Below are 24,616 nucleotides of genomic sequence, written 5' to 3' on the forward strand. Positions count from 1 at the left end.
GCAGCCTGTCAGAAATCCTAGTTCGTGCAATTATTCAGTTCTATTGGGGGAATTAGAAATGACAAAAGTTCACAAATTTATTTTCGAACCGCCCGCAGCGACCGACAGGAGTTGTAGTTTCCAACACCTTATGGGAAATGATTGAACACTTCTTCCCGTTTGCAGATTAACCAAAGCGTTCAACAAATTGAGGATAATTTATTATGGATATATCTTGCGCAAAATCGTTTCAGGGCATTCCCTTATCATGCATCGGATCCTAAGATCGGCTATGCAATTTACATGATCAAGGTTAAACAGGACGAGCGGATGTAACGTTCCTCAGATCCATCATAGATAAATAGATAACTATAGGAGTGGAGAAATAGTGAGTGATCGTATATCGAAAGCGAATATGTTGTTGTTGATTATTGTTTGTTTTGCCCAATTTATCGAGGTTATGAATGGTTCGACCGTAACCGTCGCGCTGCCTTCCATTCAAACGGCGCTTCACATGCAGGCGAACGATTTGCAATGGATCGTCACTTCTTATGTGCTGACGTTCGCTTGTTTTCTGATGATTGGAGGACGGGCAAGCGATTTGCTTGGAAGAAAACGCGTTTTAATCATGGGTTTGTCAATCTTTGCGTTATCTTCTTTGGCTGGCGCATTGGCGACTGGTCCGGTCTGGCTGATTGCCAGTAGGGCGATTCAAGGAATCGGGGCGGCTCTTTCCATTCCCGCGGCGATGTCACTCATAAGTAACAATTTCCCGGTCGGACCGCAGCGCAACAAAGCCTTCGGGATTTTCGGCGCCTTAGGGTCAGCGGGAGCTGCGGGCGGATCGATTGTCGGCGGATTGCTAACGGATTCAGTTGGCTGGAGATCGTTGTTCTATTTAAATGTGCCGCTCGGAACCTTGCTCATCATCGGATTAATGTTCGTGAAAGTAAGTCCTGCCGTAAAGGGCGAAAAACAATCCATCGACTGGTTCGGATTGATTTCCGTACTGGCTGGTATCTTCGTTCTGGTCTATGGCATCTCCATGCCGGACGTCGATGGCAGCTGGTCGGCTGCGAAGATTACCATGTTGATTGCAGGAGTATTGCTGGTAGGCGTGTTCATAATGGTTGAAAATTACGCCAAGAATCCGTTAATGCCGCTTCGTCTGTTCAAGTTTCGCTCGCTTGTCACGTCCAATATCATTGGATTTCTGATGTATTCTTATTTGACCGGCTTCATGTATTTCTCGACGCTGTATTTCCACGAGCTTGGTTATTCGTCTTTAGCTACCGGCATGGCTTTCTTGCCACTTGGTTTGGCATCGATCATAGTCACGCAAATCACGCCGTTCTTCATGCGTAAGTTCGGGGCACAAAGACTCCTGATCGTCACGCAATTGATCAACGCGATTGGAATGTTCTGGCTAAGCACTATGGATATGGATAAAAGTTACGTCTCGTTTATTCTCCCGGCCTTTATCGTGCTCGGTTTGTCGATTGGCGCGTCCTTTACAGCCGTTATCACGGGTTCCTTGCAGGATGTAAAACCTAAAGAGCACGGAATTGCCGGCGGTATCGTGAACACGTTCCTGCAGCTCGGGGGGAGCTTGGGCTTGTCTATTTTGGCGACCATCGCGACGACGGTTACCGCTTCGGCAATAAATGAATCTGCAAAGCAGGCCATATTATCGGGCTTCCATACAGCATTAATCGTAAGCGGATGTTTTGCGATCGCTGCGTTGATTCTTGCGTTCATGAACGGCGGCAAGAGCGAGATTACAGATGCCGTTCCTCAGGAAGTGCATGTTTAAAACTCTAAAGGGGGAAGGAAATGCACATGGCACGGATTCGCATTCGCAATACGAATGAGCGCATTGCAGTCCGCTTCTTAATCGAATTCTCGGTTCATACAAATCAAAGCATGCTGCCGAGGCATTCATGCGCGATGCAGAGCAGCAACTGACTATGATCCCAGGCGTAAAGCAATTCCGTGCTTTCAAGCTAAAAGCAAATAACCATATGGATTACGGAATTTCTATGGTATTCGACAGCCAGGAGGAGTATGCGGCGTATGCGGCGCATCCGATGCATGACGATTTTGAGGAGAATCGTTGGAAACGGGAGGCGACGCGTGCCATGGTGATCGATTACGATTATTGACCTCACTCATGAGCACAATCAAAATTCTCCCCCCTTAACGGGGGGTTATTTTATTTATCGGAAAGAGTGGAGTCCATATAGTTTCTCTTCAATCTATTGAAGTGACTAATTAGTAACATAGAAGTCACTCAATAGTCACTGTCGGAACGTATAATTCTCAGTAATGACAAGAAAAGAGCAAGTCAAAAAGAATAGGGAGAATGATGACTATATGGACTTAATTACGATCTCTTCTGAACTACTCAAATGGGCATTCATCGCCTCGATTGGATGCCTAGGTATCCTTGTGCTGCTGGTCGGCAGCTATTTGATCTATAAAAAAGTCTTGAGGGGAAAAAGAAGTATGACCAAAAACCAATGGGTCGTGCTCACTCTCCTTGTCGGCTGGTTTTTAGTTGTATTGGGCTTAACTACAATCAGCCGTGGCGCAAGCTTCACTGGCGATATCAACGCCGATTTACTCAGCGGCTATGTGAATGCATGGAATAAATGGTCCATTAGTGAACTTCAGTTGATTCTATTCAATATGCTAATGTTCGTTCCTTTGGGCTTGCTGCTGCCGATCCTCATGCGCAAAGCGCAGGCATTTTGGATGACTTGCCTTGTTACTCTGTTAACGACTGCCAGCATTGAGATTATTCAGCTCATTACAGGGAAAGGCATTTTTGAACTGGATGACATTTTTCATAATTTGGTCGGAGGTCTGGCCGGGTACTTCTTCGTCATGGCGATCCTGGTCTGTATTAGGCAGAAGCGCGTTGTGATCAAATCAATTCTGCTTGGTGTAATGATTCCCGCCTTGTTCGGTGCTTTGATTGGCGGAGCATTAATGAAGTATCAATTGCAGGAATTTGGGAACATGCCAATCCTTCCCGGAACGAAGCAGGATATGCATGCAGTGACAATTGAAAATAAACTGCTCTTGCCTGAGGACACAGGCATGGCATCGGTTTACCGGAATATCTATGCCAATCATTTGCAACGAGGCAAAGATATTGCAGAGCAGCTTTCGGAGAAATTTGCTGTGAAATTCTCCCAAGCAATTCGCCGAGGAGGCGACGACAACCGTATATTTATGGGCACAACATCAAACGACCGGCAAGCCGACTTGAATTATGGGATTAAGGATGGCGGGTGGCACTTCAGTACTGGAGACGATGGAGTAAATCTCTCGGAAAAACAGGTAACCCTACTAAGGGAAGACATGGAACAATGGTTTTCACATAACGGTCTGTTGCCTGCCAAGGCTATATTCAGTGTGCAAGACAAGAACATTTTACGGTGGGACGCGAAGGCACCTGACGATCTCGCTCATAAGGAAAACGATTTTGTTTCTGGCATGATTATGGAGCAGTTCGCTAAGGATGGTACTTTGAGTGATTTATTTAATCAAATGATTTGGAACAAATTTGAACGCAAGTTGGAGATCATCTCCCCTAAACAGGCGTTTGAGCAAATTCTATCCGGTAATTTCTATATGTACGCGTCATTTCACAAAGGTGACAAGCTTGTCGTGAATGGGTACGGACTGACCTATGTGTACGATACCAAAGGATTTTATCAGCCAGTGTATGAATTCAAAGGCTATATCAACGATCTCGAGCATGCATTTTATTGCCAGATCCCGGCTCGTGTATAATTTTCACCAAATATGACAATAAGGCCAAGAGATTTAACCTCAAGGCCTTCTTTTCATTTATCGAGGCTACAAAAGGAGATAGGTGCAAATCATGAAAATTTTAGTGGTTGAAGATGATAAGACGATTACCACCGCCTTGGAATATTCCCTTCAGCAGGAGCATTTCCAAACCGTGCTTTGCTTTGACGTCGCTTCGGCTAAGGAAGCAATAAGGCAACATGCCGGAGAGTTGGCACTCTGTTTGTTCGATGTGACGCTTCCTGATGGAAACGGCTATGAGCTATGCCGAATAGTCAAGGCGGAGCGGGATATTCCGGTGATCTTCCTAACAGCCTTAGACGATGAAGTGAACGTGGTCATGGGGCTTGATATGGGAGGGGACGATTATATCACCAAGCCATTCCGGGTAAGGGAACTCATCTCGAGGATCAAGACCGTGATGCGCCGATACCAGAAGCTTCCTCAAAGTAAAAGTGTTATTGAACTTGGCGACATTCGAGTAAATACCTTGGAGGGTAAAGTATATAAACAAGGCGGGGAAATTCAATTAACGGCGCTGGAGTATCGGTTGCTGCTCATTTTCGTAAACCATTCAGGGCAAGTGCTTTCCAGGAATCAACTACTGGAACAGATCTGGGACATTGCGGGGGAATTCGTGAACGACAATACGTTAACCGTCTATATCAAGCGCCTGCGGGAGAAGCTCGAAGATGACCCTAAAGAGCCTGTAATCATAAGAACGATTCGGGGTTTAGGTTATAAGGCAGGTGATTGAGATACTTCGAAACCGTGAAATTCGCATTTTGGTGATGGCGATGTCGTTGACCGGTCTTAGTTTAGCTGCAGTAGCAGCTTTGTTGTCTACTGTAGCTTCGGTGATCGTTCTCTTGGCCGCTGCGCTTCTTATTTTCTACTCCCTCATATTTACGAAATGGAGATATAAGCAGCTCGCAGGATTGGCGAGCTACTTGCAGCAAATCAGCAATGGCGATTACGGGTTGGACGTTCGAGATAATCAGGAAGGCGAGCTTAGCTTGCTAAAGAACGACATTTACAAAGTCACTGTCAGACTATCCGAACAGAACGCTTTGTTGTTGAAAGATAAAGATTACCTCAAGAATGCCATTTCGGATATTTCCCATCAGATCAAGACGCCATTGACTTCAATGACGGCTATGACCGATTTGTTGAATGATCGTAATATGCCGGAGGAGAGGCGAATCGAGTTCACCCGCAAAATCAGCGTTCAACTGGAACGGATAGACTGGTTAGTGTCCTCTCTGCTAAAACTATCCAAAATCGATGCAGGCACCGTGGGATTCAGAACAGACCGTATCAGCGCAAGCGAATTGATCCTGAAAGCCATTCAGCCAGTCCTGATTCCGATCGACATCAAGGGACAAGTCTTATCCATAACCGGTGAGGATGGCGTATCCTTCACAGGCGATTTGAACTGGACGTCGGAAGCGTTGATCAATATTTTGAAAAACTGCGTGGAACATACGCCGGAAGGTGGCGAACTGATGATTCATTATTCAGAGAACGCGCTGTACACGGAGATTGTCATCGCAGATCAAGGCAAGGGGATAGTAAAGGAAGAAATTCCGCTTATCTTCAAGCGGTTCTATAAAGGGAAGGACGCGGGGGAAAGCAGCGCAGGGATCGGATTGTCACTGGCTCACAGCATCATATCGAATCAAAATGGCGACATCTACGTAACAAGCGAGCCGGGTCAGGGAACCCGGTTCCGTATCCGGTTCTACAAGCGAATCATTTAGTGGCGGTTTAAGTGACCAAGTCGTCACTTTCGTAGTCACTCCACCGTCACTTTGGACAGCTATACTGAATCTATTCATTCATGATTGGAGGAGCTTACATGCCTATATTGAAAATAGAACAACTGTCCAAAGTATATGGAAGAGGGGATACCGCCGTTAAGGCGCTTGATGATATATCCTTGTCAGTTGAGAAAGGAGAGTTCGTCGCCATCGTTGGTCCGTCCGGATCGGGCAAATCCACATTGATGCATATGCTGGGAGGCGTCGACAGCCCAACCGGCGGGAAGGTGCTCATTGATGATATCGATATATACACATTGAACGAGTCACAATTGGCAATCTTCAGACGCAGACAGATCGGATTGATTTACCAGTTCTATAACCTGCTTCCTGTTTTGACCGTGGAGGAAAACATGCAGCTGCCGCTTCTGTTGGACGAGCAGAAAGTCGATAAGCGTAAATTCGACGAATTGGTGAGCTTGTTAGGGCTTGGACAGCGACTGGGCCATCTGCCAAACCAGCTGTCCGGCGGTCAGCAGCAGCGCGTATCCATCGGCAGGGCGCTTATGAATAATCCGACAATTATTTTGGCTGATGAACCGACGGGCAACCTAGATAGCAAAAACAGCGGTGAAATTGTCGATTTGCTGAAAATGCTGAATAGAACGTATAAACAGACCTTGATCGTTATCACGCACGATGAACGGATTGCCCTACAGGCAGATCGCATTATTGCCATCGAAGACGGGAAGATCGCGAAAGACGAGGTTCTCCGGCGATGAATATTGTTAGTAAATTAACCTTAAGACACTTCCGTCAGAATAAGCGGAGAACTATGGTTACCGTCATAGGCGTGATGATCTCCGTAGCGATGGTAACTGCGGTAGCGACCTTGTTTTTTTCCTTTCAGGAACTGATGAAGAAGCAAGCGATCGATAACAACGGTTTGTGGCATGTGCGGTATCATGATGTAACCCGGAATCAACTAAGGGCTATCGAGAAGGACAACAAGACGAAAGAAGTCATTCTGACCGAAAGCCTCGGTTATACTGCGTTGTCTGAATCGCAAAATGCTTATAAGCCTTACTTGTACATCGAAGCCTATAATAAGGTAGGTTTTAGCAACTTCCCTATGGAGCTCAAGCAAGGCCGCTTTCCCCTGCATCCTAACGAGGTAGTCATATCCAATGAAATTATTACTAAAGCGGGGGTTGCGTTCAAGATAGGGGAAAGGCTTTCTCTTCAAGTCGGGGAAAGGGAAGATATAAGCAAGGAAAACTCGCTCCACGAAGTATTGAAGCAAAACACCCGGTTACGGATGGAAGATGGAAAATCGGTAGAGACTCTCGTCCACATGAAGCAGGAAACCTTTAACATAGTGGGCATCATAGACCGTCCTGCCTTAGAGCCCGCAGAAGCTCCCGGGTATACGATTCTCACTTATTTGGATGAGAACACGCTCAGGCCTGCGGAAACTGTGGATGCGAGTGTAGTACTAACGAAGCTCGACCGTTCCTTATATGGACATGCCGCAGCGTTGGCGAAGCAAATTCACGTTGACCTTGTGGATTTTAACGATCCATTGCTTCAATATTCAGGCGTGACTAGTAATACGCAAACCAACTCAACCTTGCTAGCATTAAGCGTGATTATCATCGGGATTATCATGGCAGGTTCCATTACTTTGATTTATAACGCATTCGCAATTTCAGTCTCTGAGCGTTCCCGCTATTTGGGCCTGCTATCCAGCGTAGGAGCGACGAAGAGGCAGAAGAGGAACGCTGTTTTCTTTGAAGGTACAATTATGGGGTTAATCAGTATTCCTTTGGGCTTCCTGTGCGGGTTGGCGGGCATGGCGATTACGTTTAGAGGCGTGAATGCAAGCATGCGAGGCGTGTTCGGCATTAATGAGGACCTAACGATTGTGGTTACGCCAATATCCGTCATGATTACGGTTGCGGTCTCCCTACTAACGATCGGGATATCGATGTATCTTCCCGCACGAAGAGCATCCAGAATATCCGCCATCGATGCCCTTCGGCAGACCAAGGATATTAAACTAAAGGGCGAAGATGTCAGAATCTCCAAACTCGTAAGAAACTTGCTTGGCATTGAAGCTCAATTGGGGTTGAAAAACCTAAAAAGAAACAATCGTCGCTACCGAACCGTGGTCATGTCTCTCATGATCAGCATTGTGCTCTTCTTATCTGTATCGTTCTTCACTGCTAATTTGGAGAAGTCATTCCGGCTGTCGAAAGTAGGCCTCAATTATGACATGCAGGTTGAGCCCTCCGTCGAGAGACCGGCGTTGGATAAGAGACAAGTCCAGTCGTTCGTTTCACTTCGCGATGTGACAGCATTCAGTCTCATCCACCGGTATACCTTCAATAGCTTGATTCCTTCCTCGCTCGTGCCGGAAGCCGTTCGAAAGTGGTTCGACGATAACGGCTTTCCTGCCCAATCGGGAAACTATTCATATGCGGTGGAAGTGAATGGCTTGAGCGACGAACAACTGCAAGCTTTTGCGAAAAGGACGGGAGCGGACATTCGATCCTTGCGGAATCCTGACAAGGTATCCGCTATCGTTATTAATACGTCCTCGTTCGAGGATCGTGTATCTAATAAATTCATTGCGTCTAGGGTCCTAGATATTCAGAAGGGTGATTCTATTACACTCGGATTCGATAAGCTTTCAAGCGTGCGGTTTGCAGCCTTGACGGATCGAGTGCCGATGGGCGTCTCACTGCCATGGAACACCGTCAAACTTAAGCTGGTCATGTCGGAGGTCGTCTTAGAATCCCTTCATCTCAAGGGTCCCGGCGGTGTTCAATCCATGAGCCTGTTCCTCGACAGTAAAGATCCGCTGGTTACCCAGCACCAAATCGAAAAGATGGCTAGCCATGTTTTCGTACGTAATGAATATCAGGCCAGGCAGCGAGATGAACAGCTTATGTTGCTGTTTAAAGTATTCGCTTACGGGTTTGTCACATTAATCACGATTATTTCAGTCGCAACGATATTTAATACGATATCGACCAGCCTGATTCTGAGGACAAGAGAAATCGCCATGCTTAGATCGATGGGCATGACGTCCAAGGGCATCAATAAGATGATTCATTCCGAAAGCATTTTTTATGGAATCAAATCGCTGGCTTACGGGTTGCCGCTTGGAATTTCTCTGATGTACCTCATTTATAGAGCATTCATGAACCGTTTCCATTATGGTTTTAACCTTCCATGGATTAGCATGCTTTATATGATCGCTGCAGTGTTTGTCCTCATCAGTACAGCGATGTTGTACGCAAGTTCCAAGGTCAAGAAGGTCAATATCATCGATGCTTTGAAGGAGGAGAGCCAGTGAGGTTTAGCTCGGACGGAACTGCGAATAGCTCCAAGTTGAATGTGCTTTATCTTTTCCGCGCCTTCAACATCATGTAGCTGCCCTCGAAGCTGAGCAGCTTGCCGTTCTCGCTACGGACTTTAAGCTGCTGCTGATCAGAATCTGACCAGTTCAGCATATCCGATTGCAACGCTTGCTGCACCTGCTCAGAGACATTCATTCGAGCGCACCAGGCAGCGAATTCGAACGGCTTGCCTGTCTGCAACAGTTGTTCCACCTGGAAACCGGTCAGCTCGATGCGACGGATCCACTCTGTTTTCTTCCAAGCGCGGAAGTGGCTGGGATCCCGTCGCTGTTCAATATCATTATAGAGGATGTCGATCCGATCCGCTTCCGGAGCGATGTTGTCCATCAGAATGAAGCTTCCTCCACGCTTCAATACGCGCCATGCTTCCTGAACGAACTTGTCGGGGTCAGGAAAGTGATGAGCGGCGATGCGGCAGGCGATTAAATCGAAGTGTTCCTGGACAAAAGGAAGGTTCTCCGCATCCCCGACAACGTACTTGATATTCGTCCATCCTTTCCCGGTAAGAAAAGCTTCTGCTTCTTCCAGCATCTCGGTCGTAATATCCAGGGTGGTCACTTCACCGACGACGGAGGCCAGTGCGAGGGCGCAATGTCCGCCTCCGGTCGCGATATCGAGCGCCTGCACGGCATTTTCTTCTCGGGACCACTCGAGTAGCAGGTTCAAATCTTGGCCTGATGCATGGCGTGAGCTCGCGACATACTTAGAAGCGTTAGCTCCAAATTGGGCTTTCACCTGTTCCTTCTTATCCATACCATCACTCCTTTTGTTTCATTGTATAAAACAAAGTTTCAATAAATGATACTTCCATGCAAACATAACATGCTCAATTATTATTGTAAATAAAGCAAATGCACTTAGTGAATCAAAGAGCACCACTTTATTTTTATAAAGCATATTTAAAAAAATTGCCCTCTTATGAGGAACATTTATACCTGATATAGTAGACCCTGTTCAATAGAACATGAGAAAAGTATTCCATAAACAATAGAGAGAAGGTACGTTCATGGACAATTCAGATAGCAGTCCTTTAAATTCGGCAATTAACGATGCACTAACACCCGGTACGCACGAAATCATGATCGATGGAATACGGCAGACCTACCACGTTGCAGGCAGTGGACCTATTTGTCTTGTACATCCCGGAGGACCCGGTTTCCATTGGAACTATTTACGCATGCCTCTGCTGGAGAAGTCTATGACGACTATTTATATAGAGCCGATCGGAACAGGTCAATCCGGAATGCTGCCGGATGGAGAATACAGTATGTCCAAATATGCTTATTTCTCCCGAAAGGTGCTCGAGCATGCAGGGGCACTGGATGGTTATTTTCTAGGGCATTCGCATGGCGGTTTTGTTGGGCTTCAATATGCGATCGATTATCCGAATGAGCTCTCAGGGCTGATCGTTTATGACGGAGCGCCTTGCAATGGGAAAGATTTGGGTATTGAAGCGACCAAGCAAATGGATCTCTTTGCACAGCGGTGGTTGAACCAGCCGGAAGCCCAGGAAGCAAAGCAGGCTTGGGCGGAAATGGGGACTGGCGCAATATCCATCCATGACAGAGATTCATTCCTTGGCGTCATGCAAAGACTGCTGCCCGCTTACTTCGGCGACTATTGGAACATGCCTCAGCATTTCGATGACTGGAAAGCTTCTATAGACGCAACCATTGATCCAAATCGAAAACCAACGAATTGGGATGTGCGTGATGTCATGAATACGATCAAGACACCAACGCTCATCTTGGTCGGAGAACATGACTTCATCTGTGGGACAAGATGGGCCAACGAGATGTCGGCAGCAATTCCAGAATCGCAGCTTGTAGTCATCAGTGAATGCGGGCATATGGGACATGTGGAGAAGCCGGAATCGTTTTCCGGTGCCATAAGTGAATTTGTCATTAGCGCGGGCCTGGTTCGCTGATTAAATACAGCTATTGAAATCATAGTAAGAAAGGAATCCAATAGGAGGAAGCTCTTTTTGGATGATGGAGAGCTGGAAAATAAAACTTTGGCCCAGCAAGCAGCTACTCAAACTCTAATTGAATTATTCAAAAATAATGCATTTTTCTGCAAACCCAACATCTTCAGAAACAAAAAATAAAACAAACCATATCAAGCATTCCTTGCTAGCCAAAGCAATGGCATCTTAATTTGAACCGGATACGCTAGTCATCATCGAACCGCGCATATTATTGGAGGATTAATAATATGAAGAAACAAGTAAGATCAAAGAAGAAACAGGTATTGAAGGCATCGGCGATGGCGCTGTCGACTGTGCTGCCAGGTTCGTCAGCTGGCGCAGCCGTTGATTCTGGATGTGCTAGAGAAGAAGAAATCCGTCGAAGAGGCACTCAAATCGTGGCAAACACAAGGTGATGTTCTCCTGCAGCAAATTAAAACGAACCCGACCGGTCCGCTTGACGGCACGGGTACGAATGATGGAGGTGGCACAACAAACGAATAATTTACGAAGTATTGAAGAGGCACAAAGGCGAATCGTGCATTATATTTTACAACGAGACTAGAACTCAAATTAAATTAAAAAAGCTGACGCCGATTGAATACCTTATTCGAACATTAAAACGCAGTTTATTTTTATAAAGCATATTTAAAAAAAGTGCCTTCTTATGAAATAAAAACAGAGCTGTTATAGTTGTCCTTGAGGCACGAATAGCCCTAGATTATCCCTTAAATTTTAAGAACATGGAGGTTACACCTATGACGATTCAAAAGCACTCCGAGCTTCAAACACCTCTATTCTCCGGCTTCGGGCCAAGAACGACTGCCCAGATGGTAATTAAAGGACAGGATCTGACTGGTAAGATTGCTATTGTAACTGGGGGTTATTCAGGACTTGGCCTTGAAGCAGTCAAAGCCCTTGCAACCGCAGGGGCAAAGGTAATCGTACCCGCTCGCTCACCGGAAAAAGCCAGGACGGCACTTGAAGGAGTGCCAGGTGTGGAGCTGGAACGCTTAGACCTTATGGATCCGGAGTCTATCGATGGGTTTGCAAAACGTTTTCTTACTTCCGACCGGTCCTTGCACATACTTATTAATGCAGCAGGCATAATGGCTGCTCCGCTTGTTCGCGATGCGCGGGGGTTCGAGTCCCAGCTGGCTACCAATCATTTGGGACATTTTCAGCTTGTGTTAAGGTTATGGCCGGCACTTAAGAAGGCCAGAGGCGCAAGGATCGTTTCTGTATCGTCTCGTGCCCTGCAGCTCAGCAGCTTTGATTTCGAAGATCCTAACTTCAATACTCGTGAGTATGACAAATGGCTAGCGTATGCTAAATCCAAGACAGCGAACGCATTATTTGCTGTTGCGATGGACAAGCGCGGAGAACCTCATGGAGTACGCGCTTTTTCTGTTCATCCGGGGACGATCGTGACGGATTTGGCCCGTCATTTAACGGATGATGAATTACGTGCAATGGGTGCGATAAACGAACACGGCGAACGTGCTTTTAGCGAATATAACGATGAAATTAAAACGATACAAGAAGGAGCAGCCACATTAGTATGGTGCGCAGTCCATCCTCAGCTTGAAGGAAAAGGAGGCGTTTACTGCGAGAACGGAGACATAGCGGTTATGACAGATACCCCACATACTCCCGGCGTGTTTGAGTGGGCAATGGCTCCCGAAGCAGCTGAACGTTTATGGCAGTTAAGCGAACAACTTATTGGTTCAAAGTTTGCGATGTAACCGACGAATACGAGGAAGTAATCGGTTCTTCCTCACCGATATTCGAGCAAATGGGAAACAATGAGAAACTACTTTCTGTCCAGAAACCGAGTCATTCCGGGCATCAGGTGTCCGAGAATGGCTCGTTTTCTTTTTTAAGAAACTCATCGAGGACTTGTAAAGAGAACGAATGTAACCTTTCAACACGTTGTATCGTCAGTTAACTTGAGTGAATATTCAACACAAGGGCTTTGCCTTTAAGAAAAGTACCGTTACTCTAAATGGGCAAATCATTGACGGCACTCGCGTTATCATGCAAGACAATACGACGTACCTTCCGCTTCGTTTCGTCTTAGAACGGATGGGCTATCAAATCAAAGATCGTAAGCTAACTTTGCTGACGCCTTTCCAAACGATCGAAGCTAATCGTGATTTCTTCTTAAGCCACAACGGCGTTGTCATTTACTTCACTCCAGGCGAAATCTTGCCAAATGCGCAAGGGATGCTTGAATTCGTCATTCCGTTCTCTAAATTTTAATTCGAGGCTGAACAATCACCTCCAATAAATCAAAAAATCAATAAAAATAGGCTACTGACTACTATGATTCGTTAAGCCCAACGAGAGGAGTGATTGATTAAGTGAGTGAAATGATAACAGAAATTACAGCACAGTGTGAAAAACTTAAGAAGGGCGTACTAATGTTTGGATTTCCAGCGGCAAGCCGCGAGATTATCGTCCTGAGCTTCTAGGGATAAACCGATTTGTTTCTAATCCTTGACCTAAACAAAATGAAACGGCAGCCGGTAAAGGCTGCCGTTTCTCAAGTAACGGGCTGGATTTAAATTGATCATTTCTTTCGAGACAATCCCGATGACATCGTTTTTGAGCAGACCGCAAACGGTTAAGAAGACAATTTAATTATTAGTTACAGGCTGTCCGGTCACAGGATCTGTATTCGGATCCCAATTTTTTAGAGGGTCCATACGGAAGCGAGTTAATACCGTGCTACTGATTTTCCAAACACCATTTTCTTTGCGATAAGTTTCACGGTATTGGCCATACCCGTTATGCCCCGGATATGCGTTCTCCGCGTCAGGGAAAGTCAATAAATCTTCCATAGCCCAAACCCCATTCGCATTTTCCTTATCAACAATTTGAATTTCAGGCATATGGCCGTGGTGAACCGTTGGTGCTTTACCGACAACGTCATCAATCATTTTTCCGTAACCTGCACCTCCGAGCTGAGAGAAATCTTGGCCTTGTGAAACTAATTGAGCGTCTGATGTAAAGAGCTCACCAAATTCTTTCCATTTTTTTTCATCAACAAACCGGAAAAACCGCGCTTTGAGTTGTTTTATTTGTTCAATATCCTCCAGCATTTGGAGTTTCGCTTCTAGTTCTTCAATTTTCACTACTAGTTCTTGAGTTGTCATATAATCCACGTCCTTTTTATTATTAGTTTGTATAGTATTGCAATGATTTCTCTTCCAGCTAAGTCGATTAAATGATCGAAATTTACTTATTAAGCTTTCACTTCACTAAATGATCTAAGCCTAAAATATATATTCATATGGATCAAATCCAAATGTGAATGAAGTTTTTTCTGCGCTACATAAGGAAAACCTCTCTTTTCATTCAAGATGTGGGAGTGGAGTATCGCTCCCTTGGACACAACTATAGCAGTTCATTATTATTATTGTAAGAAGGCTAATTATTTAAAGTAACTTTAGAAAAGTAAACATTAGTTTGGGTTATCATATCAGCATTCCATCAGTATTCCATCGATCGAGAAAGTTATCCCTTTGGATACTGTAATAAATTGCTCGACAAAGGATTGCTTGGAATTGATGAATTCAGTTTGAGGTTAATGTCTCATAGGTATTATGGTAGTTATACTTCAGCTTTAAAAAAGTTACCCCTTAAGTCGCTCTAATATAGCGCTTTAGGGGTAACTTTTATAATTTCCGAGACGATATGTGCCTTCGGGTATTTAGTTTCTGACTGTAGCTAGGACGTGCTTACTCTAATTAAATCGTTTGCTTTGAGAATAACGTTTCAATATAAGTCTTGAAAAAGTTTGATTTAATTTCCTCGGATGAATAACCACGTTGTTCTTTAAAAAACAGGTAAACCTCCGCACTAATCGTTGACAACATCGCATCCGCACTAAAAATTGGATCTATGGAATGATAGACATTCAATTCGTTGTACTCCTGGAGCAGTTTAACTAGGATGGAATGAATGGAGTCATAATCCTCTTTAGAGGATGTATTTCTACCTGTCTCTGTATTGTGATTGTTTTGAATAATAGCAAGGATGTCAGAGTGGGTATCCAACAATTCCAAGTGCAAGTCGAGCACGGTAATTAGACGTTCTTTTAAAGAACTCGATGCATTCCTTGAAAGATATTGTTCTATTTTTTTTCGACTTTGAATACAGCTTTCCCCAATCAAATCCCAACATAAATCACTCTTATTCGTGTAGCTTCTGTACAAGGTTCCTTGCCCGACGCCAGCTTCTCTCGCGATTTGCCGCATACTAACGTTCTCGACACCATACTCAGCGAACAACTTAGCCGCCGTATCAATTATCGTCAGTCTACGCTCTTCGGCATCCTTCCGTAGATTGCGCTCCAACACAAAAAACCTCCTTCAAAATGATATTGACAACCGGACTGCGGTCCGGTTATATTGTTATTGTTCGAAGCGGATCACAGTCCGCATGTGCACTGCTTGATTTTTATAGTAACTCTCCACAATTCAAAGGTCAATCAAGCAGTAGGAAGTGGGGTTGAAATCATGCAGGAAAAAATGAGGGGGAGCATCATGTATCCATTCAATAATAGAAAAAAATAGCTACGATCCTTATACATTCAACAAAAAAATTCATGAAGATTGGGAAAAAGATGCTTTCAAAAAAATGAAATTATGGAGTGAAAAATATAATGAATGATCGCATTTCAAAAGCAAATATGTTTTTGCTTATCGTTGTCAGCTTAGCGCAATTTATCGAAGTAATGAATGGAACTACCGTAACCGTAGCGCTGCCGGCCATCCAAACCGCTCTTCATATGAATGCCAACGATTTACAATGGATTGTCACTTCGTACGTGCTTACCTTTGCAACTTTCTTGATGATTGGCGGGCGCGCGAGCGATTTGTTTGGGAGAAAACGAATGTTGATGATCGGTCTCTCCATCTTCGCACTTGCTTCGCTCGCAGGAGCCTTGGCAATGAATCCGATTTGGCTGATTACAAGCAGAGCGATTCAAGGCATTGGATCGGCGCTATCGATTCCGGCGGCGATGTCGCTCATCAGTAACAATTTGCCGGCCGGACCACAGCGTAACAAAGCCTTCGGGATTTTCGGCGCATTAGCATCTGCTGGGGCGGCTTCCGGATCGATTTTAGGCGGTTTATTGACTGAAACGGCAGGCTGGAGATCTTTATTCTACCTGAACGTTCCGATGGGAATTTTGCTCATTCTAGGTTTGCTTTTCGTTAAAGTGACTCCTTCGCCTAAGTCGGCAAAACAATCGATGAATTGGCTCGGTTTGCTTATGGTATTGGCAGGGATCTTCATTCTGGTCTATGGCATTTCGATGCCTGACGTCGGCGGTAGTTGGTCCGCAGCGAAAATCACCATGTTGATTATCGGGTTAGCGGTACTGGTATTGTTTATTTTGATCGAAAAAATCGTAAAAAATCCATTGATGCCGCTTCGTCTTTTCAAATTCCGTTCGCTGGCCATATCCAATATTATCGGGTTTTTGATGTTTTCGTATTTGACGGGGTTCAACTATTTCTCTACGTTGTACTTCCATGCGCTCGGCTTTTCGGCATTGGAAAACGGTTTGGCTTTCTTGCCACTCGGTTTGACATCGATTATCGTCACACAAATTACACCGATTTTCTTGCGTAAATTCGGTGCGAAAAAAGTGTTGATCGTCACTCAGGCCATCAATGCGATCGGGATGTTTTGGCTCAGTACGATGAGCATGGATAAACATTATGGGTCATTTATTCTTCCTGCGTTTATTGTACTCGGTTTGTCGATCGGGGCGTCGTATACGGCCGTAATCGTTGGTTCGGTTCAGGATGTTAAACCTGAAGAACATGGTATTGCAGGCGGAATTGTAAATACGTTCATTCAGTTGGGGGGCAGTCTAGGCTTGTCCATTCTGGCTAGCATCGCGACTTCGGTTACCGCATCGCATCATGCATCGGCTAGTCAATCCATGATAGCTGGGTTCCATACGGCACTAATCGTAAGCGGCTTTTTCGCAATTGCCGCAATGATCTTGGGTTTCGTGAGCAGCAAAGGTAAAAACAAAAATACCGATACAGCTCATCAAGCGGCGCATGTATAAAAAGGAGAGGGTTCTAATGACAGCTGTTAAAATGTTTCAAGGTGTTCCATTATCCATCCTTGACACGAGCAACATTTCAGCCGGCGGAACAGCACGAAAATCATTCTTAGAAAGCGTTGAATTGGCGCAAAAGGCCGAAGATTGGGGTTATAACCGAATCTGGTTTACTGAGCACCACAATATGCCTTCCGTGGCAAGCGCGGCGACATCTCTAGTAATCGGCCATATCGCGGCTGCAACCAAACGAATTCGAGTCGGATCCGGGGGCATTATGCTGAACAACCATGCTCCATTAATGGTTGCCGAGCAGTTCGGGACATTAGAGTCGATGTATCCCGGCCGCATTGATCTCGGCCTCGGACGCGGGCCTGGTGGGGACTCGGCGGCATTCGCTGCCGTTCGACGACTCTCAAAACACGGAGATGACTTTTCAAAAATGCTACAAGAACTAAGAGGATATTTTAATGATGACGATGATTCGGCGAAAGTTCGCGCATACCCTGGTGATGGACTTGAAGTTCCCATCTGGCTATTAGGCTCCAGCGATTATAATGCCCGGCTTGCCGCGAAGTTAGGCTTGCCGTTTTCTTTCGCAGGTCATTTCTCATCTGACTACACTGTAGAGGCAGTAAAATTGTACCGGGAGTTGTTCCAACCTTCAAGCGTCCTAAGTGAACCTTACGTAATGGTAAGCATGAATGTCACAATTGCGGATACGATTGATCAGGCACAATACTTGTCTTCAACGCAAAAGCAGCTGTTTTTGAGTTCCTACAAAGGACGAATGGCTCCAATACAGCCACCGGTTCAAGATATGAACCAGGTCGCTACCAAGGATGAGATTCAAATGATCGAGTATAGTCCATTATTCCGCACACTCGTCATTGGAGATCGAGATACGATAAGGAATCGCATGGAGAAATTATTGCAGGAAACGTCAGCCAATGAGATCATTCTTACGACACAAATGTACAGACATACAGATCGACTACGCAATTTTGAAATTATTGCTGAGTTGCTGCAGCCGAATAGCACTCATGAGTAAGGAGCTTAAAGTTCGTTCTTCAGCTAATTGGAGTAATTCCAAAGCATGCTACAAACCAATAGCCAATCATGGCTACTTTGTAGGACTTACCTCCACTTTAATTTTCTAAAGCTTATTTAAAAAAATAGCCTTCTTATCTTAATTTCGAATATCTGATATAGTTTTCCCAACACCAGTTAGTGCAAATTGTATTTCATCGTATCCACACTCAAAAAGAGGGTCTTTACTTACTCATGACACAAAAAAGAAATAATCAATAGAGTAGAACGATTGTATAGCTCTAAGAGCGTGGTATAAGGAGGATAATCATGAAAGTGGAAGTTTGGTCGGATATTATGTGTCCTTATTGTTATATTGGAAAACGTCGTTTGGAAGCAGCATTGCAAGTGTTCGAAAACCGCGATCAAGTGGAAGTTGTTCATCGCAGTTATGAATTGGATCCTAATTCTACGAAGCATACCGATCAGAATTATTTAGAATATGCAGCCGCCAAGTACGGCACTACGATAGAAAGTGTCGCGAAGCAAAGCCGTTCGATTACTGAAAGGGCACAACAAGATGGATTGATTCTGAATTATGATACCGTGAAAAATGCGAATACAAATGACGCGCATCGCTTACTTCATTTCGCGAGGGAATTCGGCAAAGAACAAGAACTTCTCGAATTATTATATAAAGCTTACTTCACGGATTCACTGCCAATCGGGCAACACGAAACGCTTCTGTCACTAGCCGAACAAGCAGGGCTGGATCAACAACAAGCAACGGAAATACTCCGTAGCACAAGTTACGGGAGCGACGTAAGAGAAGAGCAAATAGAGGCCGCTAGATTAGGTGTACAAGGCGTTCCTTTCTTCTTGATTGACGGCAAGTACGCCATCTCTGGTGCCCAATCGATCGGTGCTTTTACTGAAGTTCTTGAGTCTGTATGGAACGAAGTTAAAACTCAAGATGATTATGATACAGAGATTTGCGGTGGTGGTACTTGTTAAAGAACCGTTTTAAATATCCAATCTATATTGAGGAGAAAACGTTATGTACAAACCAAGTATTCATCATAAGGTTATCTTTAACCTGAAACATGAGGCAGGTTCGGAGGCTGCAGAAACCTTCATGCGAGATGCCGAGAGTCAGTTGACTAAGATCCCGGGCGTGAAGCAGTTCCGTGCGTTCCGGCTATATTCAAATAACCCTTTTGATTACGGGATTTCTATGGTTTTCGGCACCAAAGAGGACTATGCTGCATACACAAGGCACGCGTTGCATGATGATTTTGAGGTTAATCGTTGGAAACTCGAGGCGACACGTGCTATGGTAATCGATTACGATTATTGACAGCAAATCAGTACATTTCAGCTCAATTACACTAGACATTGTTACAACAACGACTCGTGATGTCTTTAATTGTTTAGGTGACAAGATCATCAATCGAGTTCCCTTAAGAATACGGGAACAAATCGGCGATGCCATAAAATATCATAATAAACAGCGACAGCCTGGACCGCATTTTAGGTACTGGTCTGTAGTTGTTTTTTTTATTATAGGGTTCCTAATGCTAAGGGAACAAATAATTACTAAGTAAACTGCGCAGGTAAATAACCTAACGTAAATATGTGATAAAATATGACACAATATTGCATCGAAATACCTAAAAGGAGCGTAAAACTAGTTCTATGGCAGTTAAATGATAAGTTTCAGCAAAGAAATGATTGATAAATGGAAAATGTTCGGGTATTATGAACCTGACAATATATCAGAAAATTAAGTGTTTTATGTCTTGTTTAATTTAATAAATCTATCTACTAGTAGATAGGATAACGGTTTTTTAGTTGTATATGAACCTTTCTTTGAAAAGGGTTACATATAAAATTGATTTAGGAGGAAAGTCATGCATCATCGGAAGGTTTTCAGAAAAGCTCTATCATTATCGCTCGTATTAACAGTACTCATTGGTTCGTTGTTCGGCAGTATGGCTTTTGCCTCGCCAAGCACGAGTATCGGCGTCGAGCCGGGAACCGCGAATGAACAACCGGCCGTTCAGGATGCCGCGTCCGCGCAGTTCGACACGCTGACGCCAAGCGAGTCGAAGCTTGTCTTCGCCTTGTCGGAGGGAAGCCATCCGGTGACGGTCGAAGCGAAGTATAAGGACGGATCGGCGAAAGACGTGACGACGCAAGGCGCTTGGATGTCCATGAATCCAGCCGTCGCCGTCGTCGACCGGGGCGTCATTACGGCCAAAGCGGCCGGAACGACGGAAGTGCGCCTCAATCTCGGCGACGCCGTCGTCAACGTTCCTGTTACGATCACCGCAGGCGCCGGAGCGCCGGAAGCGGCAGAGCCTTCGGAGCCGACGCTTGTCACATACCTGCTGTCCACGCTGAACGTGTTCGTCGAGGCGGATACGAACTATCCGCTTCATCTGCATGGGACGTTCACGGACGGGTCGACGCGGGATATTACAGCCGATGCCGTCTGGAGCACGGACGATGCCGCGGTTGCGACCGTTTCGCACGGCATGATCAAGGGCATCAAGGGCGGGGCTTCGACGTTTATCCGTGTAAAATACGGCAGCATGCCGACACTGTCGATCGCGGTCACCGTTCAGAAGGATCCGATTCCGTTTCAGTTGTTCGGTCTTATGATGTCGGAAAGCGTACTGAAGATCATGGAGACCGACGCGCCACATAAAATCTATGCGGACCTGGAATATCCCGATCAGGATCTTTACGAGGTGACGAATCTTGGCAAATGGTATTCGTCTAATGAATCCATAGCCACTGTCGACCAGACCGGCGTCATTACGCCGGTCGGCAAAGGCATGGCCTATATTTACTTCGAATATAAGTATACGGCGCCGTCCGGCACGGAAGGCGAAGAAGGCTATGACGACGGCCTGCTTGTCAATTCCGTGCAGGTGTTCGTCGGCGGACCGTTCAAGCTGGAGCGCTATACGCCGGACATGATGGCGCAGCTGGAGCTGGACACGCCTATCTCGCTCCCGCCGCGGAGCTATCAGGAAATTACGATCATGGGCGTTTACTCCGAGGATCCTCGGACTGGCCAGAACTATAACGAAGATGACGTCACGGGCGATATCGAATGGACTGTCGCGGATAAATCCATCGTGACCATCAACGATTCCGGCCGTATCTTTGCAGGCGGCAAGGAAGGCACGACGACCATTACGGGCCATTATTTAGCGCTCGAACCGTTCACGTTCAACGTGACGGTGACGAAGGCCGCTGCTGCAAACAAGGTGCTGAATTTGGTAGCTGAGCCGACCTTCGTGGAAATTAAGGATGGCAAACCTGTTCAGCCGCCAATCATCAAAGCCATTTACAATGACGGCACAGTTGAAGACGTCACGTCCAAAATCGCCGACAGCGATTGGCTCGCTTCCGATGCATCGGTAGCGTACCACAGCGACAACGGTACGATCGTTGCTGAATCCGTCGGCTCGGCCGTTCTCGGCGCGATCTACAAGAATGAAGTTGCCATTATACCTGTTATCGTGAAGCAAGCAGATCCGAAGACGGCGGTCTCCCTTTCCGTTACGCCAGATTCGCTGAACTTGCAGCTCGGCAAGCGTGAAGCGTTGTCAGTCGAAGCGGTCATGTCCGGCGGCGAGACGCTGAATAAAACACAGGCAGCTGTCTATCGCTCGGCCAACCTGCAAGTGGTCTCCGTTAACCGCAAGGGAGAGATCACAGCTGTCGGCAAAGGAACGGCAGCTATCGAAGTGTCGTACGGCGGACAGAAGCAATCGGTCACGATTGAGGTTGCTGCTTCCGAGGGATTGCCGCCGGTTGCAGAGACACCGAAGCAGATTACCGGTATTACTGTAAGTGATCCGAAAATAACGCTGGATGTTACGGCTGGCCCTCGCCCGGTTACCGTGCAGGCTGTCTACAGTGACGGCACGAGTGCGGACGTAACCGCGCAAGGCAAGTGGTCGACGCAGGATGCCGGCGTGGTTACGGTTAAGGACGGCGTCTTGACGCCGGTGGCTCCGGGCTCTACCCGCGTGCATCTGGTACTGGACGGCGCGGTCATCGCAGTTCGCGTCACCGTTAAGGAAGGCGACTACTCCTCCAACGTCAGAGTGGCAGACGAAGGCGCGGCAGCGGAACCGACGGTTGACGCGCTGCTTCTGTCGACCACAAAGATTTTGGTGCAAAAAGGGGCTAAATTCCCCGTCCAGCTGCTCGCTGTCAAGAGTGACGGCACGACGGAGGACGTGAGCGACCAAGCAGCATGGTCGGTCTATGATACCGAAATTGCCGACGTGGTGAAGGATAACGGCGCAGTCAGCATCCTCGGAAAATCGACGGGTGACGTTAATCCAGATCCGGGCTATCAGAAGTTGGGCAGAACGACGCTTACCGTCGGATACGGCGATTTTACGCCGACGATCGTGAACGTGTCCGTTAGCGAGCAGCCGAATCAGCCCGACGTGCTCGACATCGGCTTCCGAACTTCCGACTATTCGTGGTACTTTGACGGCGCGTCCTTCAGATTGTACAACGGACAATCGCCATACGAGCTGAAGCCATTCGCTTTGGATACGACGGGTGATACCTACCCGGTGGAAGACGGTGCGTGGACATTCTCGCAGCCGGGCGTCGTGAACGTCAACACGGACAACGGTTTTGAGGCAGTAGGAACCGGGGAGACGGATGCTGTGTTCACGTACGAGCATTACGGCGTGACCTATAAGCGTACGCTACACTTCGAGGTTGTCGACCTGGAAGGCATCGCAGCCGATGCGGACGAAGCGGCTGGCGTCTATTCTGTCGACGTTCATCCGCAAGGTTCCTCGCTCGTCGGCTTGAATGAAACGTATACGGATAAAGACGGGCAATCGTATACCGACCCTCTATCCGGGTTCGTCGATTGGCAGATCGATGATCCTGATCTCGTCGCAGTTTACAACGAGCAGCCTTATGTTCGTTTTGTCGCTGGGACGAAAGAGGGCACGACGCGGGTGACTGGGGAGTACTTCGGCCATACCATCGCATTCGACGTTACGGTGACGAAGAACCCGATCAAGCCGAAAATCATGACGCTTGTCGCATTTCCAACGTATTACGTGTTCGATGATGCCGACGATCAGCCGGTTGTTCCGGTGGTCAAAGCCATCTATAGTGACGCGACCGTTCAGACACTGAACAATGCGGATCTGACATGGTTCAGCGGCGAGCCGACGATTGCCGATCTTACGGAGGACGGCAAAATTACGCGGACGAACCGTAAAGGCGGAACCAACGTCGTTGGCCAATACAAGGGTATCGGAGTCAGAATACCGGTAATAGCGACGTATGCGGATGCGACGCCGGTGGCTACAGGCTTGACAATTACGCCTGACTTGAATTCGATGACGGTCGGCGGAACGCAACAGTTGAAGGCAACGGCAACGATGAGCGATCTAAGCGAACCTGTTGTGACGGATCTCGCGATGTTCGAATCGAAAAATCCGGACGTGGTTACCGTCAGCAAAGATGGTCTCGTAACCGCCGTTAAGCCGGGTACGGCGAAGCTGCGCGTTTACTATTGGGGCTTCAATGAAAACCTGACGATTACGGTTACGCAAGCTAATACGGGCGGTTCGGGCCCGATTGTAACGCCTCCGTCGCCTCCAGTAACGGATCCGACGCCGGTTACGCCGACGCCAGAAACGCCTGTATTGAACGCTTCCGTGGATGGTGCGGCGGTGAAAGATCGGATCGGCAAAGCAAAGGCCGATGCGACGTCCGTTACGTTCAGCGACGTTCCGTCTACTTCTTGGAGCGCTTCGTCCATCGAATTGGCTTCGAAAGCCGGGTTTGTCCAAGGTTATGCGGACGACTCGTTCCTGCCGAAGAAGAACGTGACGCGCGCCGAATTTGCTTCGATGCTTGCGAATGCGTTTGGCCTGACTGGATCGGCCAAGGTCTCGTTCACAGATGTGAAAGACGACCACTGGGCACATGGCGCGATCAGCGCATTGGAAGCCTTGGGCTTCATTAAGGGCTACGGCGACGGCACCTTTAAGCTGAACCAGCAGATTACGCGTGCAGAAATGGTAACGATTCTTGCTAAGGTCATCGACTTTGGCAAAGCCACTCATACCAGCACGTTTACCGATTTGAATAATCATTGGGCAGCGAAAGCGATTGATGCATTGACTGAAGCAGGCGTCGTGAAAGGCAGAGGGGAACATACCTTTGCACCGAACGCGAATGCAACGCGCGAAGAGGCTGTTGTCCTCATCCTGCGTGCGCTGAATACGAGCTTGGATTTAGGGTTAACCGAATAAGCAGCTTGGCAAGGAGAGAAGGAAGCGCAGATGCGCTTCCTTTTTTTCATCAGCCGGCTCCATCGGGGATTTGTTCTATAGTTCGGATGACCGCGGAGGCCGTCAGATAGAAGTGATGATCGCCGTTGATACCGTAGTGCTCTTGGCCTGTATGCCCCATACATGAACAGCCGCATCCGCTTTGAATGCTGTCCGTTCTGCAGTCTGAAGCAATCCTCGTGAGGTTAACCGTT

General features: G+C 46.7%; 21 protein-coding genes. 18 read left to right on the plus strand and 3 right to left on the minus strand.

Going from position 1 to position 24,616, the window contains the following annotated elements; translation table 11 throughout:
- Positions 1-367 precede the first annotated feature (367 nt).
- The 8 genes from AC0YN4_RS03315 (at position 368) to AC0YN4_RS03350 (ending at position 8,919) form a co-directional block, all read left to right on the plus strand.
- On the plus strand, positions 368-1,792 hold the full coding sequence (locus tag AC0YN4_RS03315; RefSeq protein WP_475835138.1) for an MFS transporter: 1,425 nt from the start codon (positions 368-370) through the stop codon (positions 1,790-1,792).
- A 26-nt stretch (positions 1,793-1,818) separates the two neighbouring features.
- Complete coding sequence (locus AC0YN4_RS03320) at positions 1,819-1,944, plus strand: hypothetical protein (protein ID WP_475835139.1); 126 nt, start codon at positions 1,819-1,821, stop codon at positions 1,942-1,944.
- Positions 1,920-2,141 (plus strand): Dabb family protein, encoded by a 222-nt coding sequence (locus tag AC0YN4_RS03325; RefSeq protein ID WP_475835140.1) that lies wholly within the window; start codon positions 1,920-1,922, stop codon positions 2,139-2,141. Before AC0YN4_RS03320 ends, AC0YN4_RS03325 begins: the two co-directional genes overlap by 25 nt.
- Before the next feature lie 163 nt (positions 2,142-2,304).
- Positions 2,305-3,780 carry a VanZ family protein gene (locus AC0YN4_RS03330; RefSeq protein ID WP_475835141.1) on the plus strand — a complete coding sequence of 492 codons (1,476 nt, stop codon included), beginning with the start codon at positions 2,305-2,307 and terminating at the stop codon, positions 3,778-3,780.
- Between the two features lie 91 nt (positions 3,781-3,871).
- Positions 3,872-4,555 carry a response regulator transcription factor gene (locus AC0YN4_RS03335; RefSeq protein ID WP_475780050.1) on the plus strand — a complete coding sequence of 228 codons (684 nt, stop codon included), beginning with the start codon at positions 3,872-3,874 and terminating at the stop codon, positions 4,553-4,555.
- Between the two features lies 1 nt (position 4,556).
- On the plus strand, positions 4,557-5,558 hold the full coding sequence (locus AC0YN4_RS03340; protein WP_475835569.1) for a sensor histidine kinase: 1,002 nt from the start codon (positions 4,557-4,559) through the stop codon (positions 5,556-5,558).
- 98 nt (positions 5,559-5,656) lie between these two features.
- Entirely contained in the window at positions 5,657-6,340 is a 684-nt protein-coding gene (locus tag AC0YN4_RS03345) for an ABC transporter ATP-binding protein (RefSeq protein ID WP_475835142.1), read from the plus strand.
- 53 nt (positions 6,341-6,393) lie between these two features.
- Positions 6,394-8,919 carry an ABC transporter permease gene (locus tag AC0YN4_RS03350; protein WP_475835143.1) on the plus strand — a complete coding sequence of 842 codons (2,526 nt, stop codon included), beginning with the start codon at positions 6,394-6,396 and terminating at the stop codon, positions 8,917-8,919.
- Positions 8,920-8,965: 46 nt separating this feature from the next.
- Here AC0YN4_RS03350 and AC0YN4_RS03355 read toward each other — a convergent pair whose 3' ends face one another.
- A complete protein-coding gene (locus AC0YN4_RS03355; RefSeq protein WP_475835144.1) occupies positions 8,966-9,736 on the minus strand; it encodes a class I SAM-dependent methyltransferase in 771 nt (256 codons plus the stop codon).
- 253 nt (positions 9,737-9,989) lie between these two features.
- On the opposite strand from AC0YN4_RS03355, the gene AC0YN4_RS03360 reads away from it, so the two are divergent.
- From AC0YN4_RS03360 to AC0YN4_RS03380, 5 genes are all read left to right on the plus strand, one after another.
- Positions 9,990-10,910, plus strand: coding sequence for an alpha/beta fold hydrolase (locus tag AC0YN4_RS03360; protein ID WP_475835145.1), 921 nt, complete (start codon positions 9,990-9,992; stop codon positions 10,908-10,910).
- A gap of 57 nt (positions 10,911-10,967) precedes the next feature.
- Positions 10,968-11,090 carry a hypothetical protein gene (locus tag AC0YN4_RS03365; RefSeq protein WP_475835146.1) on the plus strand — a complete coding sequence of 41 codons (123 nt, stop codon included), beginning with the start codon at positions 10,968-10,970 and terminating at the stop codon, positions 11,088-11,090.
- 204 nt (positions 11,091-11,294) lie between these two features.
- Positions 11,295-11,453 carry a hypothetical protein gene (locus AC0YN4_RS03370; RefSeq protein WP_475780045.1) on the plus strand — a complete coding sequence of 53 codons (159 nt, stop codon included), beginning with the start codon at positions 11,295-11,297 and terminating at the stop codon, positions 11,451-11,453.
- Between the two features lie 254 nt (positions 11,454-11,707).
- Complete coding sequence (locus AC0YN4_RS03375; RefSeq protein WP_475835147.1) at positions 11,708-12,694, plus strand: oxidoreductase; 987 nt, start codon at positions 11,708-11,710, stop codon at positions 12,692-12,694.
- A 208-nt stretch (positions 12,695-12,902) separates the two neighbouring features.
- Positions 12,903-13,211 carry a DUF3298 domain-containing protein gene (locus AC0YN4_RS03380; protein ID WP_475780043.1) on the plus strand — a complete coding sequence of 103 codons (309 nt, stop codon included), beginning with the start codon at positions 12,903-12,905 and terminating at the stop codon, positions 13,209-13,211.
- A gap of 377 nt (positions 13,212-13,588) precedes the next feature.
- Here the strand turns inward: AC0YN4_RS03380 and AC0YN4_RS03385 are convergent, their stop codons facing one another.
- Positions 13,589-14,107, minus strand: a complete 519-nt coding sequence (locus AC0YN4_RS03385) for a nuclear transport factor 2 family protein (protein ID WP_475835570.1) — start codon at positions 14,105-14,107, stop codon at positions 13,589-13,591.
- Positions 14,108-14,701: 594 nt separating this feature from the next.
- Positions 14,702-15,310, minus strand: coding sequence for a TetR/AcrR family transcriptional regulator (locus tag AC0YN4_RS03390; protein ID WP_475835148.1), 609 nt, complete (start codon positions 15,308-15,310; stop codon positions 14,702-14,704).
- Between the two features lie 335 nt (positions 15,311-15,645).
- Here AC0YN4_RS03390 and AC0YN4_RS03395 point away from each other — a divergent pair, with 335 nt between their 5' ends.
- From AC0YN4_RS03395 to AC0YN4_RS03415, 5 genes are all read left to right on the plus strand, one after another.
- Positions 15,646-17,043, plus strand: coding sequence for an MFS transporter (locus tag AC0YN4_RS03395; protein WP_475835149.1), 1,398 nt, complete (start codon positions 15,646-15,648; stop codon positions 17,041-17,043).
- Between the two features lie 16 nt (positions 17,044-17,059).
- The gene (locus AC0YN4_RS03400) at positions 17,060-18,088 is read left to right on the plus strand and encodes an LLM class flavin-dependent oxidoreductase (protein WP_475780039.1); all 1,029 of its coding nucleotides are present in this window, start codon (positions 17,060-17,062) and stop codon (positions 18,086-18,088) included.
- A gap of 308 nt (positions 18,089-18,396) precedes the next feature.
- Positions 18,397-19,080, plus strand: a complete 684-nt coding sequence (locus AC0YN4_RS03405; protein WP_475835150.1) for a DsbA family oxidoreductase — start codon at positions 18,397-18,399, stop codon at positions 19,078-19,080.
- Between the two features lie 43 nt (positions 19,081-19,123).
- On the plus strand, positions 19,124-19,423 hold the full coding sequence (locus tag AC0YN4_RS03410; protein WP_475780037.1) for a Dabb family protein: 300 nt from the start codon (positions 19,124-19,126) through the stop codon (positions 19,421-19,423).
- 553 nt (positions 19,424-19,976) lie between these two features.
- Positions 19,977-24,383 carry an S-layer homology domain-containing protein gene (locus tag AC0YN4_RS03415; RefSeq protein WP_475835151.1) on the plus strand — a complete coding sequence of 1,469 codons (4,407 nt, stop codon included), beginning with the start codon at positions 19,977-19,979 and terminating at the stop codon, positions 24,381-24,383.
- The last annotated feature ends 233 nt before the right edge of the window (positions 24,384-24,616 follow it).

The organism is Paenibacillus sp. J22R3 (genome assembly GCF_056269305.1).